General features: G+C 71.5%; 11 protein-coding genes. 6 read left to right on the forward strand and 5 right to left on the reverse strand.

From position 1 onward, the window contains the following. The first annotated feature begins 3 nt into the window (after positions 1-3). Genes zwf through pgl form a run of 3 tightly spaced genes read left to right on the forward strand, consistent with a single transcriptional unit; the run spans position 4 to position 3,499 of the window. The gene (zwf, locus tag ABD932_RS07710) at positions 4-1,542 is read left to right on the forward strand and encodes a glucose-6-phosphate dehydrogenase (RefSeq protein WP_345009955.1); all 1,539 of its coding nucleotides are present in this window, start codon (positions 4-6) and stop codon (positions 1,540-1,542) included. Beyond that, positions 1,539-2,720: a glucose-6-phosphate dehydrogenase assembly protein OpcA gene (gene opcA, locus ABD932_RS07715; protein ID WP_345009957.1), complete on the forward strand. Its 1,182-nt coding sequence runs from the start codon at positions 1,539-1,541 to the stop codon at positions 2,718-2,720. The genes zwf and opcA overlap by 4 nt, the downstream gene beginning before the upstream one ends. Next, positions 2,717-3,499: a 6-phosphogluconolactonase gene (gene pgl / locus ABD932_RS07720; RefSeq protein ID WP_345009959.1), complete on the forward strand. Its 783-nt coding sequence runs from the start codon at positions 2,717-2,719 to the stop codon at positions 3,497-3,499. The genes opcA and pgl overlap by 4 nt, the downstream gene beginning before the upstream one ends. A gap of 213 nt (positions 3,500-3,712) precedes the next feature. On the opposite strand, the gene ABD932_RS07725 is transcribed toward pgl, so the two are convergent. The 5 genes from ABD932_RS07725 to ABD932_RS07745 form a co-directional block, all read right to left on the reverse strand. After that, positions 3,713-4,552 carry a carbohydrate ABC transporter permease gene (locus ABD932_RS07725; RefSeq protein WP_345009961.1) on the reverse strand — a complete coding sequence of 280 codons (840 nt, stop codon included), beginning with the start codon at positions 4,550-4,552 and terminating at the stop codon, positions 3,713-3,715. Next, on the reverse strand, positions 4,549-5,913 hold the full coding sequence (locus ABD932_RS07730; protein ID WP_345009963.1) for an ABC transporter permease: 1,365 nt from the start codon (positions 5,911-5,913) through the stop codon (positions 4,549-4,551). Before ABD932_RS07730 ends, ABD932_RS07725 begins: the two co-directional genes overlap by 4 nt. Before the next feature lie 6 nt (positions 5,914-5,919). Continuing rightward, positions 5,920-7,251, reverse strand: a complete 1,332-nt coding sequence (locus tag ABD932_RS07735) for an ABC transporter substrate-binding protein (RefSeq protein ID WP_345009965.1) — start codon at positions 7,249-7,251, stop codon at positions 5,920-5,922. A gap of 69 nt (positions 7,252-7,320) precedes the next feature. Next, positions 7,321-8,964 (reverse strand): glycoside hydrolase family 13 protein, encoded by a 1,644-nt coding sequence (locus ABD932_RS07740; protein ID WP_345009967.1) that lies wholly within the window; start codon positions 8,962-8,964, stop codon positions 7,321-7,323. 135 nt (positions 8,965-9,099) lie between these two features. Then, positions 9,100-10,377: an ABC transporter substrate-binding protein gene (locus tag ABD932_RS07745; RefSeq protein ID WP_345009969.1), complete on the reverse strand. Its 1,278-nt coding sequence runs from the start codon at positions 10,375-10,377 to the stop codon at positions 9,100-9,102. 125 nt (positions 10,378-10,502) lie between these two features. On the opposite strand from ABD932_RS07745, the gene ABD932_RS07750 reads away from it, so the two are divergent. The 3 genes from ABD932_RS07750 to ABD932_RS07760 all read left to right on the forward strand — a co-directional run bounded on the left by ABD932_RS07750 (position 10,503) and on the right by ABD932_RS07760 (position 14,250). Then, the gene (locus tag ABD932_RS07750) at positions 10,503-11,018 is read left to right on the forward strand and encodes a PadR family transcriptional regulator (RefSeq protein ID WP_126391121.1); all 516 of its coding nucleotides are present in this window, start codon (positions 10,503-10,505) and stop codon (positions 11,016-11,018) included. An 80-nt stretch (positions 11,019-11,098) separates the two neighbouring features. Next, positions 11,099-11,851, forward strand: coding sequence for an ABC transporter ATP-binding protein (locus ABD932_RS07755; protein ID WP_345010480.1), 753 nt, complete (start codon positions 11,099-11,101; stop codon positions 11,849-11,851). Between the two features lie 50 nt (positions 11,852-11,901). Continuing rightward, positions 11,902-14,250 carry an ABC transporter permease gene (locus ABD932_RS07760; RefSeq protein WP_345009971.1) on the forward strand — a complete coding sequence of 783 codons (2,349 nt, stop codon included), beginning with the start codon at positions 11,902-11,904 and terminating at the stop codon, positions 14,248-14,250. The last annotated feature ends 29 nt before the right edge of the window (positions 14,251-14,279 follow it).

Consider the following 14,279-nt stretch of genomic DNA (forward strand, 5'->3'; position numbering starts at 1 on the left):
CCCTTGCCACCCTTCAACGTCACTGAAGCGAACCCGCTTCGTGACGCCGCCGACCGACGGCTCCCGCGTATCGCGGGGCCGTCGGGCCTGGTGATCTTCGGCGTTACGGGCGATTTGTCACGTAAAAAGCTGATGCCCGCGGTGTACGACCTCGCCAACCGGGGCCTGTTGCCGCCGGGCTTCTCGCTGGTCGGCTTCGCCCGCCGCGAGTGGGCCCACGAGGACTTCGCGCAGGAGGTCCACGACGCGGTCAAGGAGCACGCCCGCACCCCCTTCCGCGAGGAGGTCTGGCAGCAGCTCATCCAGGGCATGCGCTTCGTGCAGGGCACCTTCGACGACGACGATGCCTTCGAGCGGCTGCGCGGCACCATCGAGGAGCTGGACAAGGCCCAGGGCACGGGCGGCAACTTCGCCTTCTACCTGTCGGTACCGCCGCGCTCCTTCCCGGTGGTCATCCAGCAGCTCAAGAAGCACGGCCTCGCCGACCAGACGGGCGGCTCCTGGCGCCGCGCGGTCATCGAGAAGCCCTTCGGCCACGACCTGAAGTCCGCCGAGGAGCTCAACAAGGTCGTCCACGAGGTCTTCGCCCCGGACCAGGTCTTCCGTATCGACCACTACCTGGGCAAGGAGACCGTCCAGAACATCCTGGCGCTGCGCTTCGCCAACACGATGTTCGAGCCGATCTGGAACCGGTCCTTCGTGGACCACGTGCAGATCACCATGGCCGAGGACATCGGCATCGGCGGCCGCGCCGGCTACTACGACGGCATCGGCGCCGCCCGTGACGTCATCCAGAACCACCTCCTGCAGCTGATGGCCCTGACGGCCATGGAGGAGCCCGCCTCCTTCGACGCGGACGCGCTGGCCGCGGAGAAGACCAAGGTCCTGGGCGCCGTACGGCTGCCGAAGGACCTGGGCCGCGACACCGTGTTCGCGCAGTACGCGGCCGGCTGGCAGGGCGGCGAGAAGGCGGTCGGGTACCTCCAGGAGGAGGGCACCGACGCCAAGTCCAAGACGGACACGTACGCCGCGATCAAGCTGGGCATCGACAACCGCCGCTGGGCGGGCGTCCCCTTCTACCTGCGCACCGGCAAGCGGCTCGGCCGACGGGTCACCGAGATCGCGGTGGTCTTCCAGCGGGCGCCGCACTCCCCCTTCGACACGACGGCCACCGAGGAGCTGGGCCAGAACGCGATCGTGATCCGCGTCCAGCCCGACGAGGGCGTCACGGTCCGCTTCGGTTCGAAGGTGCCCGGCACGTCGATGGAGATCCGGGACGTGTCGATGGACTTCGCCTACGGCGAGTCCTTCACGGAGTCCTCGCCCGAGGCGTACGAGCGTCTGATCCTCGACGTCCTGCTCGGTGACTCCAACCTCTTCCCGCGCACCGAGGAGGTCGAGCTGTCCTGGAAGATCCTCGACCCGATCGAGGAGTACTGGGACACGCACGGCAGCCCTGCCCAGTACCCGTCCGGTACCTGGGGCCCCGTCGAGGCGGACGAAATGCTCGAGCGAGACGGACGGAGCTGGCGCCGGCCATGAAGATAGACCTCACGGACACCACGGCCAGCAAGATCAACAAGGCGCTGGTGCAGGGCCGTCGGGCGATCGGCACGCCGGCCGTCGGCATGGTGCTCACGCTGGTCATCGTGACGGACGAGGAGAACGCGTACGACGCCCTCAAGGCGGCGAACGACGCCTCGCACGAGCACCCCTCGCGCACCCTGGTCGTCATCAAGCGCGTCTCACGCTCGCCCCGCGACCGTACGCAGTCCCGGCTGGACGCCGAGGTCCGGGTGGGCGCGGACGCCGGCAGCGGCGAGACGGTGGTGCTGCGCCTGTACGGCGAGGTGTCCGACCACGCGCAGTCGGTGGTCCTGCCGCTACTGCTGCCGGACGCCCCGGTGGTCGTCTGGTGGCCGGTCAACGCGCCGCTCGACCCGGCGAACGACCCGCTGGGCGCCCTCGCCCAGCGCCGGGTGACGGACACGTACGCCTCGGAGCAGCCGGTGCGGGAGCTGTCGGCCCGCTCCGACACCTACACGCCGGGCGACACCGACCTGTCCTGGACCCGGATCACGCCGTGGCGTTCGATGCTCGCGGCGGCTCTGGACCAGGTGGTCTGCGAGGTGCAGGCCGTCGAGGTGGAGGGCGAGGAGTTCAACCCGAGCTGTGAGCTGCTGGCGATGTGGCTCGCGGACCGGCTGGACGTGCCCGTGAAGCGGTCGCTGTCGTCGGGCCCCGGTCTGACGGCGGTCCGCATGGACACCGACTGCGGCCCGATAACGCTGGACCGCGCGGACGGTTCCCTGGCGACCCTCTCCATCCAGGGCCAGCCGGACCGCGCGGTGGCGCTGAAGCGGCGGGAGACGGCCGAGCTGATCGCGGAGGAGCTGCGGCGGCTCGACCCGGACGACACATACGCCTCGGCGCTGCGGTTCGGGGTGGAGCGGCTGAACTCGGTGCCGGCTCCGGCGGTTCGGGGCGCGGACGCCGCCGAGGCCGCCGTGGCCAAGGCCGTGCAGGCGGTGGCGCTGGCCGAGGCTGCCGTGGCCAGGGCCGAGGAGTCGCCCGCGGAGGCGGAAGGGCCGGCCAAAGGAGAACCGGCCGCAGAGCCCGCCGAGGTCGCTGCGAAAGCATCCGGGAAGGAAGCGGCGGCGCAGGAAGTGACAGCACCGGACGTGACCGCGCCGGAAGCGAAGAAGGCGGCGGCGAAGTGAGCACTCCGCAGCTGGTCGTGCACCACGACAAGGAGCTGATGGCGCAGGCCGCGGCGGCCCGGCTGATCACGAAGATCGTGGACGCCCAGGCCTCCCGGGGCTCGGCGTCCGTCGTCCTCACGGGCGGCCGCAACGGCAACGGCCTGCTGGCCGCGCTGGCGGCCGCCCCCGCGCGGGACGCCATCGACTGGGGCCGCCTCGACCTCTGGTGGGGCGACGAGCGCTTCCTCCCCGAGGGCGACCCGGAGCGCAACGTCACGCAGGCCCGCGAGGCACTGCTGGACACGGTGCCGCTGGACCCGAAGCGGGTGCACGCCATGCCCGCCTCGGACGGGCCGTTCGGCGCGGACGTGGAGGCCGCGGCCGCCTCGTACGCGGAGGAACTGGCGAGGGCGGCGGGCCCGGAGAACCACGGCGCGGTGCCCACCTTCGACGTCCTGATGCTGGGCGTGGGCCCCGACACCCACGTCGCCTCCCTGTTCCCGGAACTTCCCGCGGTACGGGAGACGCAGCGCACGGTCGTCGGAGTCCACGGCGCCCCGAAACCCCCGCCGACCCGCGTCACCCTCACCCTGCCCGCGATCCGGGCGGCGCGTGAGGTGTGGCTGCTGGCGGCGGGCGAGGACAAGGCGCAGGCTGCGGCGATCGCCCTCTCGGGCGCGGGTGAGATCCAGGCACCGGCGGCGGGGGCGTATGGCCGCGCCAGGACGCTGTGGCTGCTGGACTCGGCGGCGGCGTCGCAGCTGCCGCGGTCGTTGTATCCGCCGGCGTCGTCGTGAGTGAGGGGCGGCGGGATTGATTTCGCCCCCGCCGCCCCTGCCCGTTCCATCCTTCTGGGGCTCCGCCCCAGACCCCGCTCCTCAAACGCCGGAGGGACTGAATAGTTCAGCCCGTCCGGCGTTTGAGGACGAGGCCTTTTCGGGGCCGAAACGGGGGTCTGGGGGCGGAGCCCTCAGGGACGGGACGGGTAGGGGCGGCGGGGGCGAGGAACCCTACTTCACCGACCCCGCCATCACCCCCTGCACGAAGTGCCGCTGGAACGCGAAGAACACCACCACCGGCACCACCAGCGACACGAACGCCCCGGGCGCCAGCACATCGATGTTGCTGCCGAACTGCCGTATCTGCGACTGGAGTTCAACGGTCAGCGGCTGAGACGCACTGTCGGCGAACAGCAGCGCCACCAGCATGTCGTTCCACACCCACAGGAACTGGAAGATGGCCAGCGAGGCGATCGCCGGGCGCCCCACCGGAAGCACCAGCCGGGTGAAGATCCGCCATTCGCTCCCCCCGTCCATCCGCGCCGCCTCCAGCATCTCCTTCGGCATCTCGGCGAAGTAGTTGCGCAGCAGGAACACGGCGAACGGCAGCCCGTACGCCACATGGAACAGGACGACACCGGGAATCGTGCCGAACAGCCCCAGCTGGCCGAAGAGTTTGGCGACCGGGAGAAGGCCGATCTGCACGGGTACGACCAGCAGCGCCACCACGACCAGGAAGATCGCCTCGCGGCCGGGGAAGTCCAGCCACGCGAACGCGTACCCGGCGAGCGCGGCGATGACCACGACCAGCACGGTCGCCGGCACCGAGATCAGCACGGTGTTCCAGAAGGCCTGGCTGATCCCGGCGTTCCCCAGCAGCGCCGAGTAGTTGTCGAAGGACAGCTGGCCGGGACTGGTGAACACGGTCCACCAGCCGCCCTTCGCCGTGTCCTCGGCCGACCGCAGGGACGACAGGAACAGGCCGGCCAGCGGCGTCAGCCACACCAGCCCGATCACCACCAGAAACGCCTGGACGACTCCGTTGCCCAGGCCCCGCCTGACCGCGTTCATCGCTGACTCCCTCGGAAACGGCGGACGTTGAAGACCATGGCGGGGATCACCAACAACAGCAGGAGCACACCCAACGCGCTGCCCAGCCCCTGGTTGTTGCCGCCGCCGAACGACACCAGCCACATCTGCGTCGCGAGCACGGTCGCGTCCTCCTGCACCGGGCCGGGCGCGATGATGTAGACGAGGTCGAAGACCTTCATCACGTTGATCACGAGCGTCACGAAGACCACCGTCAGCACCGGCGCCAGCAGCGGCACCGTGATCCGCCGGAAGATCTGCCACTCGTTCGCGCCGTCCATCCGGGCCGCCTCCAGCGCGTCCCGGGGCAGGGCCGCGAGACCCGCGCCGATCAGGACCATGGCGAAGCCCGTCCAGATCCACAGGTACGCCCCGATGATCGCCGGAGTGACGAGCGTGGGCCCGAGCCAGGAGATGCCCTCGTAGGGCGCGGCGAAGTTCGAGGCCGGCAGCTTCACCGTGTACGAGCCGTCGTCCAGCCCCTCGAAGCTGAACGAGCCGTCGGCCGCCGTGGTCGTCGAGGCGACCGCCTCTCCGGCCCGCACCGCCTCGACCGTCATCTCGGGCAACCCGCTCTCCCGCCGGTCGACCTGGCCCTGCTCCCCTCCCCCACCGGGCGTGAAGTCGAGGAACACGACGCCGCGCAGCTCACCGGGGGCCGCCTTCCGCTCGGCTGCCGTATGCGCCGGCCGAGCGTCGTCCGGCAGATCCGCGGGCAGCACCCCGACCAGGCCCAGCGTCAGCGCCTCGCCCGGAGACGCGGTCGCGCTCGTGCGGTACGAGCCGTCCGCGGCCTTCGTCAGCCCCTGCCCGTCGCGCGCCCGGGCCGTCGGATAGGTCGACGTGCCCTGGAAGGCGTCGTGCACGGAGACGGCGGCGGCGTTGAGCACGCCCTTGTCCGGGTCCTCGTCGTACGCGAGCCGGAAGATGATGCCGGCCGCGAGGAAGGACACGGCCATCGGCATGAACAGCAGCAGCTTGAACGCGGTCGCCCAGCGGACCTTCTCCACCAGCACGGCCAGGATCAGGCCGAGGCCGGTGAGCAGGGCCGGGGCCACGACGACCCAGAGCGTGGTGTTGCGGATGGCCTTGAGAGTGGCCGGGTCGCGGAACATCTCTGCGTAGTTCTCGCCGCCCACGAAACGGGTGCCGGAGGCGTCGAAGAAACTCCGTCCGACGGAGAACAGCACGGGGTAGACGACCAGGGCGCCCAGCAGGAGCAGCGCGGGGAAGACGAAGAGCAGGGCGATGATCCGGCCGCGCCGCCGCGAGCGCCGGGCACGTTCCCTGCCCGGGCTCACGGCGGCCCCCCGGCTCGCCTCGTTCACGAGAGTGGCGGTCATGTCAGGTCAGCCCTGGCTCTCGTACGCCTTGGCCGCCGCGGCCTCCAGCTTCGCCGCGGTCCCCTTCGGGTCCGACGGGTCGCGCAGGAAGTCCTGCAGGAGCTTCCACTCGCCCGCGCCCTTGGTGCCGCCGAAGGCCGCCGGGGCCTGGTCGGACATGTCGAACCGGACCGAGTCGCCCGCGGCGACCAGGGACTTGGCGGTCGCGCGGGTGACGTCGTCGCTGTACGACGTGAGGTCGACGGCCTTGTTCGGGGACAGGAAGCCACCCGCCTCGGCCCACACCGCCGCGGCCTCCGGCGTCGCCAGGTACTCGAGGAGCGCCATGCCGGCCTTCTGGTTCTTGCCGTCCTTCAGGACGACGGCCGCGTCACCACCGCTGACCACCGGCGCCTTGCCACCGCCGACCGCCGGGAACGGGAAGAAGTTCGCGTCCTCGCCTATCGACTTCCCGAACTGGTCCTTGGCGACGCCCGCGACGAAGTCGCCCTCGTAGACCATCCCCGCCTCGGGCTTCGGCCCGAACACCTTCTCCACCGAGCCCGGGAAGTCGGTGTTGAGGGCCCCTTTCTGGCCGCCCGCGATCAGCTGCTTGTCCTTGAACAGCTTGCCGAGCGTGGTGAGCGCCTCGACCACGGACGCGTCGGTCCACTTCAGCTGGTGCGCGGCGAGGGCGTCGTACTTCTCGGGGCCGGCCTGGGAGAGGTAGACGTTCTCGAACCAGTCGGTCAGCGTCCAGCCGTCCTGTCCGGCGACCGAGAAGGCGGCGAGTCCGGAGTCGGAGACGGTCTGTCCGGCCTTCAGCATGTCGTCGTACGACTTCGGCGGCTCGACGCCCGCCTGGGCGAGGGCGTCGGGGCTGTACCAGACCGTCGACTTGTGGGCGGCCTTGAAGTAGAGGCCGTAGAGGGTGTCGTCGACGCTGCCGTAGTCCTTCCACACAGGGGCGAAGTTGGCGTCCACGGACTCCTGGGCCGTGCCGGACAGGGGCTTGAGCCAGTCGTTCTTCGCGAACTGCTTCAGGACGCCGACCTGCGGGACCATCACGACGTCGGGGGCGTTGCCGCCCTCGATCTTGCTGCCGACGACGGTGGAGACGTTGTCCCCGGTGGACACGAACTGGGTCTTGGCGCCGGTCTTCTCGGTGAAGGCGTCCAGCACCTTCTGGAAGTTCTTCTGCTCGGTGCCGGTCCAGACACCGGCCACGGTGACCGTCTGACCGTCGAGCGCCTTGTCGCCGCCGCCCGCGGAGACCGGCCCGCCGCCACAGGCGGTCGCGCCGAGTGCCAGGACGAGGGCGGTGCAGCCGGTGAGCAGGGTGGTACGTCGTCGCATCATCGTTGATGTCCCTTCGGGGATGGGGAAACTGACGGGGGTTCAAAGGGCCGGGGGCCGCCGGCGAAGGTTTCAGAGTGCTGGGGACTCGGTCCCGTCGCTCATCCACCAGGCCGCCGTGGAGCCGGGCAGTACCCCGGCCGGGCAGGGCCCGCTCGACAGCAGCGGGGTGCCGGAGACCGGCGCGGAGGTGGGCGCCGTACCGAAGTTGACGGCGCAGACCAGGCCGTCGCCGCGGACGAAGGCCAGGACGCCGGGCGGGCTGTCCAGCCAGCGCAGCGTGCCCTCGCCCAACTGGGGCAATGCGGCGCGCAGTTGGAGGCCGTCGCGGTACAGGTGCCAGAAGGAGCGGGTGTCGGAGAGGGCGCGGTCGGTGGCGTACTCGGCGAAGTACTCGGGCTGCGGCAGCCAGGGCTTGGCGCTCTCCGCGCCGGAGGTGAAGCCGAACGGCGACGCCTGTCCCGACCACGGCAGCGGCACCCGGCAGCCGTCGCGGATGCGGGCACGGCTTCCGGTGCGGCGGAAGATCGGGTCGGTGAGCACGTCGTCGGGCAGGTCGACGACCTCGGGCAGGCCCAGCTCCTCGCCCTGGTAGATGTACGCGGCTCCGGGCAGCGCCAGCATCAGCAGCGCGGCGGCACGGGCGCGGGCGGCGCCGAGGCCGCTGCCCTCGGTCGCGGGTTCGCCGTAGCGGGTGACGGTGCGGACCTGGTCGTGGTTGTTGAGGACCCAGGTGACCGTGGAGCCCGTGCCGGCGATGTCCTGCATGGCCTCGGAGATGACCTTGCGGAAGGCGTCTGCCTCCCAGGGGGCGCTGAGCAGGTCGAAGAAGAAGGCCTGGTGGAGTTCGTCGGAGCGGACGTACAGGGCGTGCTCGCGTGCGGTCGGCACGGACACCTCGCCGACGAGGAGGCGCTCACGGCCGTCGCGGGCGGTGTACTCCTCGCATATGGAACGCCACTGGCGCCACACCCTGTGCACCTCGGGCTGGTTCCAGGCGAGCGGGTTGACCGAGTCGCGGGTGCGGGCGTCGGCCTCCGGGTCGTCGGAGTCGGGCAGCTCCGGGTGCTTGTACAGGCCGGCGGCGACGTCGATGCGGAAGCCGTCGATGCCCCGGTCCAGCCAGAAGCGGAGGATCCGCTCGAACTCGGCGCCGATCTCGGGGTTGCGCCAGTTCCAGTCGGGCTGCTCGGACGCGAACATGTGCAGGTACCACTGTCCGGGCCGCCCGTCCGCCTCGGTCGCCCGGCTCCAGGCCGGGCCGCCGAACATGGAGTGCCAGTTGTTGGGCGGCTCCTCGCCGTCGGCGCCGCGGCCGTCGGCGAAGTGGAAGCGGGCGCGGGCGGCGCTGCCGGGTTCGGCGTTCAGCGCCTCCTCGAACCACGGGTGCTCACTGGAGCAGTGGTTGGGGACGATGTCGAGCAGCACCTTGATGCCGAGCCGACGGGCCGCCGCGACGAGCAGATCGAACTCGGCGAGGTCGCCGAAGAGCGGGTCGACGTCGCAGTAGTCGGCGACGTCGTAGCCGTGGTCGTGCTGCGGCGAGGGGTAGAAGGGGCTCAGCCAGATGCCGTCGACGCCGAGCTTCTTCAGGTAGGGCAGTCCGGCGCGGACCCCGGCCAGGTCGCCGATGCCGTCCCCGGTGCTGTCCAGGAAGCTGCGGACATACACCTGGTAGATCACCGCGTCGCGCCACCAGTGGTACTTACTCAACATGTATGCATGTTAGGTAGGCGTGTCGCGGGGATGTCAATGAAAAGAACAGACACTACTGGCGGGTTGGGGCGCCAAATACGGACTTAAAGGGGCAACCGCATGGCAGATGAGACGTCCCCGTTACTTAACAAGTAACTAGCGGCTGGAGGTGGTCGCCAGCTCCCGCGCCAGCCGCCGCACGGCCGCCTCGGGCGTCTCCCGCCCGGTCATCGCGTCGTGCACGACCGCCTGCACCATCAGGCTCACCTGGTCGTAGCGCGGGCTCTTGGGGCGCGGCGCGGCCGTCAGCACGCTCTCGCGCAGGGTCGCCAGATACGGGAACTCCCGCATCAGCTCGGGATCTTCGTACAGGTCGGCCCGTACGGGTGGCAGCGCCCCGCGCCTGAGGACCTGGCGCTGGACGCGTTCGCTCGTCAGGTACGCGATCAGACGGGCGGCCGAGTCGGGATGCCGGGCGTGTGTGCTGACGGCGAGGTTGGAGCCGCCCAGCACGCTCGTCCCGGGCCCGTCGGGCCCCGGCAGCGGTACGGCGCCGACCTTCCCGGCGACCGGCGAGCCCTTGGCCGACGCGACGACGTAGGCGTACGGCCAGTTACGGAGGAACAGCAGGCGCCCGTCCTGGAAGGCCTGCTTGGACTCCTCCTCCTTGTACGTGAGCGCCCGCCTCGGGATCCAGCCCTCGCGTACGCCGCGGGCGAGGAAGTCGATGCCTTCGCGGGCGGCCGTCGAGTTGACGGTGACGCGCTCGCCCTCGTCACCGAGGATCGAACCGCCCGCCGAGTAGACGGCCTCGGCCGCGTTGACGGTGAGGCCCTCGTAGGGCAGGAACTGGCCGGCGTAGCCGTCGAGGCCGTACTCGGGCGCGATGGTCCTCGCGGCCCGTTCGAGTTCGGCCCAGGTGCGCGGCGGGTCGACGCCCTCCTTGGCGAGGATGTCCTTGCGGTAGAGCAGGAGGCCGGCGTTGGTCACGTACGGGACCGCGTACAGCCGGCCGTCGTAGGTCGCCGTGTCCACGACCGGCGGCAGGAAGGTGTCCAGCGGGAAGCGGTCGCGGGGCAGCGGGCGGATCCAGCCCTGCGCCGCGAACTCCGAGGTCCAGCTGACGTCGATGTTCAGCATGTCGAAGCGGCCGCCGTCGTCGTCGCCGTCGCGCAGGTCGGTGATCATCTGCGCGCGGGTCTCGTCGGCGGAGTCCGGCAGCTCGACGAGGGTGACCCGCTCGTCGGGATGGGTGCGGTTCCAGCCCTCCAGGACGGAGCCGAGATAGCCGGTGAGGTCACCGGCGGTGGCGATGGTCAGGGGACCTCTGCCGCTCCCGGCGCCCTCGCCGGCGTGGACGCCGGAGGCGACATAGCCGGTCAGGATCACAACAAGGACGAGGAGGCCCCTACCGGCGGCATGTATCCACCGCATAGGTTCCTCCTTGCACACCGGCCCCGGTCGTCTTCGTCCTGGGTCAGAGGCCATGTATACCTGTTAGGTATGCGCGATACTAGGCCTCGCGGCACATTACTCGGGATGCGGGGAGGAGAGCACGAGTGCGTCTGCCCCTCCTGGCACTGCTGGCACGCGGCCCGGCGCACGGCTACGAGCTGAAGCAGGACCTTGAGCAGACGCTGGGCTCCGCGTACCCTCAGCCGAACGTCGGCCAGATCTATGTGACCCTCGGCCGTCTCGAGAAGCAAGGGCTGATCGAGGGCGAGGACGTCGAGCAGTCCAGCCGGCCCAACAAAAAGGTCTACCACCTCACCGACGCCGGGCGTGAGGCGCTGCGCGCCTGGTTCGAGGAGCCCGAGGACGAGCCGCGGGTGCGGGACGAGTTCTTCATGAAGCTGGCGCTCGCCCCGCAGAGCGGCCTCGCCGACCAGGTCGCCCTGATCAACAAGCAGCGGCGGCAGTACCTGAACACCATGCGTCAACTGTCGAAACTGGCCGCCGCCGAGGACCGGGACAACCGCATCGCCCACCTGCTGATAGAGGGCGCGATGCTGCATCTGCAGGCCGACCTCGACTGGCTGGAGCGGTGCCAGGAAGAGCTGGAGGAGCTGGAGTGAGCGAGGATTCCACTCCTGAGCTGCGCGCGGGAAGCCCTGAGCCGGGCGCGGAAAGCCCGGTGCCGCGTGTCGAGAGCGCTGTGCCGCGCGCCGAGAGCCCTGTGCTGCGTGCCGAGGGCCTGGTCAAGACGCATCGCGGCGAGGGCGCCCCGGCGCATGCCGTGCGGGGTGTGGATCTCGCCGTGCGGCGGGGGGAGTTCGTGGCCGTCACCGGTCCGTCCGGGGCCGGCAAGTCGACCTTGCTGCATCTGCTGGGCGGGCTGCAGCGGCCCGACAGCGGCAGCATCTGGCTGGACGGCGAGTGCGCGGACGCGTGGCGCGAGGCCCGCTGGGCGGTGGAGCGCAGGAAGCGCATCGGGATCGTCTTCCAGTTCTTCAACCTGGTCTCCGACCTCTCCGTCGCCGACAACGTCGAGCTTCCCGCGCTGCTGGCCGGCGTCCCGCCGAAGCGGGCGCGCGCCGAGCGGACGGAACTGCTGGCCGAGCTGGGGCTCGCGGGCAAGGAGCGGAGCATGCCGGGCGAACTGTCCGGCGGCGAGCAGCAGCGGGTCGCGCTGGCCCGGGCCCTGGTCAACCGTCCCCCGCTGCTGCTGGCCGACGAGCCCGCGGGCAGCCTGGACAGCAAGGGCACCCGCGAGGTGATGCGGCTGCTGTCCCGCTTCCACCAACGCGGCCAGACGATCGTGCTGGTCACCCATGACGCCCGTCTCGCGAGCGCCGCGGACCGGGTGATCAGCTTCTTCGACGGCCGGATAGCCGACGACGCCACACTGGACGCCGCCGCGCCGCCGCGCCGGGGCGGGATCTCCGGTGTGCTGGAGCTCAAGGACTGACATGCGGGTGTACGACCACCGTCCGGTGTCCGGGCCGAGGGGCTGAGGCCATGCGAGCCACCCTGCGCTGGGCGCACTCCGATCTGCGGACACACCGCGGCGAGGCACTGTTCCTCGTGCTGGCCACGGCCGGGATCGTCGTGTCGCTGCTGCTGGCCACGGCACTCTTCGGCTACGCCACCAACCCCTGGCAGCGCGTCTTCACCCAGGCACACGGTGCGCACGTCTGGCTGCACACCGGCTCCTCGGCCGACACCGGGCAACTGGCCGAACTAGACGGCGTCGAGTCCGTCGCGGGCCCCTACCCCACCGCGTCCACCACCCTCGCCGCCCGCGGCACCCGCGCCTCCGTCGAGCTGCGCGGCACCCCCGAACGCCCCACCGTCGGCCGCCCGCTCCTGACCTCCGGCCGCTGGCTGGATCCCGCGACCCCCGACGGCGTCGTCCTGGAGACCCGCCTGGCCCGCGCCCTCCTGGCCGCACCCGGCGACACCCTCACCCTGCCCGCCGGCGGGACCGGCACGGGCACGGGGAACGGCACCGGAACCGGCACGGACGGCGGGACCGCCACCGGCTCGCCCCGGACCCTGACCGTCCTCGGCATCGCCGACAGCGCCGAGCCGCGCTACCGGGCGGGCGAGCAGCCGGGGCTCGTCTGGGCGTCGCCGTCCGCCGTGCGCGACCCGGGCGGCGAGGTGATCGGGCTGCGCCTGACGGACCCCGAGGACACCGACTACGCCGTGCAGCGCGCCGTGACCGTACTGGGCGCCGGCGCGGTCAGCGAGGTCTCCACCTGGAAGCAGGCCCGCTCCGAGGCGCAGGGCGACAACCGGCTGCTCGGGCAGGTGCTGGGCCTGTTCGGGCTGGGCGCGCTGGTCGCGGCCGGGCTCGCCGTGCACGGCGCGATCGGCACCCGGATCCGCGGCCATCTGCGGGACATCTCGGTGCTGAAGGCGATCGGCTTCACCCCGGGCCAGGTGGTCCGTGTCTTCCTGCTCCAGCACCTCGCCTACGCGCTCCTGGGCGCCGTGGCCGCGGCGTCCGTCATCCAGGCCCTGGGCAGCCGTATCCCTGGCCGGCTCGGGGACGCGGTCGGGGTGTGGCAGGGGCTGCCCGGAAACACCGTGGCGCTGTTCGTGGTGCCGGTGGGCGCGGTGCTGCTCATCGGCGCGACCACGGGGCTCGCGGCATGGCGTGCGGGGCGGGTGCCTCCGGTTCCGGTGCCCCGGCCCGCGGCTCCGCCCGGTGGGCGGCTCTCCGGTGCGGCCCGGCAGGCGCTCGGACTGCGGCTGCCGCCCGCGCTGGTGCTGGGCTGGCACCGGGCCTTCACGCGCCGTCCGCGGTCGCTGGCCACGGTCGCCCGGCTCGCGCTGCCCCTGCTGCTGATCGTGGTGGCGATGAGCGCGTGGACCACCATCGACCGCTTCGACAGCAGGCCCGACCAGATGGGACTGCCGACCGCCCTCACCGCCCGCGCCGACTCGGGCCTGGCCGACCCGGAGGCCCGCACGCTGCTGGAACGCGACCGACAGGTCGCCGCCGCCTACCCGGGCGTCGAGGTGGCCGCGCTGGTCCCGGGCCAGACGGCCACCATCGCCCTGCGCGGCCTCGGCACCCACCAGGACCCCTACCCGTACGCCCTCGCCGAGGGCCGCGCACCACAGGGTCGCGACGAGGCGGTGGCCGGGCAGGGGCTCCTCGACCTGCTGGACGTGCGGGTCGGCGACTGGGTCCGCATGACCGTCGGTGACCAGCCGCAGATCCTGCACATCGTCGGCCGCAGCATCGAGCCGGAGAACGCCGGCCGGGTCATCTCCACCTCCCTCGACACCCTCCGCGAGAACGACCCGGACCTCGGCCCCACCCTCTACGAGCTGCGGCTACGCCCCGGCGCGGACCCGCAACAGGTCGCCGACCGCCTGACCACCGCCGGACAAGGACGCCTGGACGTGCACGCCGTCCCGAACCCCGCCGACGGCCTCTCCCCCCTGCGCGGCGTGGTCGTGGGCCTGATCGCGGTCCTGGCCCTCATCGGCCTCATCGAACTGCTGACGGCGATCGGCGGCACCGTCCGCGAGAGCGAGCGCGATCTGCTGGCCCTCAAGGCCATCGGCCTCTCCCCGCGCCAGATCACCGCGATCACCGTCATGTCCACGACCTGCACCGCCCTGGCCGCGGTCGTCATCGGTACGGCCCTGGGCACACCCCTCGCGCACTGGCTGATCGACGCCCAGGGCAGATCGAGCGGCATCGGCGCCGGGATCGCCCAGGGCCCGTCCGCCGCTCTCCTGCTCCTCTTCGGCGCCGCGGCGGTCACGGGCGCGGCCGCCCTGGCAGCCGTCCCCGCCTCCCGCGCGGCCCGCCGCCGACTCGCGGACACATTGAGCGCGGTCGCCTGAGCGAGCGGCTGGGCTAGCGCGTTTCGGGC

Origin of the sequence: Streptomyces shaanxiensis, from assembly GCF_039537145.1 — a bacterium.
Classification (GTDB): domain Bacteria; phylum Actinomycetota; class Actinomycetes; order Streptomycetales; family Streptomycetaceae; genus Streptomyces; species Streptomyces shaanxiensis.

Coding starts and splice junctions, on each gene's coding strand:
- ABD932_RS07745 (WP_345009969.1), bottom strand. CDS start 10,377: ATGCGGTGGATACATGCCGCCGGTAGGGGCCTCCTCGTCCTTGTTGTG.
- ABD932_RS07740 (WP_345009967.1), bottom strand. CDS start 8,964: ATGTTGAGTAAGTACCACTGGTGGCGCGACGCGGTGATCTACCAGGTG.
- ABD932_RS07760 (WP_345009971.1), top strand. CDS start 11,902: ATGCGAGCCACCCTGCGCTGGGCGCACTCCGATCTGCGGACACACCGC.
- ABD932_RS07735 (WP_345009965.1), bottom strand. CDS start 7,251: ATGATGCGACGACGTACCACCCTGCTCACCGGCTGCACCGCCCTCGTC.
- ABD932_RS07725 (WP_345009961.1), bottom strand. CDS start 4,552: ATGAACGCGGTCAGGCGGGGCCTGGGCAACGGAGTCGTCCAGGCGTTT.
- opcA (WP_345009957.1), top strand. CDS start 1,539: ATGAAGATAGACCTCACGGACACCACGGCCAGCAAGATCAACAAGGCG.
- ABD932_RS07730 (WP_345009963.1), bottom strand. CDS start 5,913: ATGACCGCCACTCTCGTGAACGAGGCGAGCCGGGGGGCCGCCGTGAGC.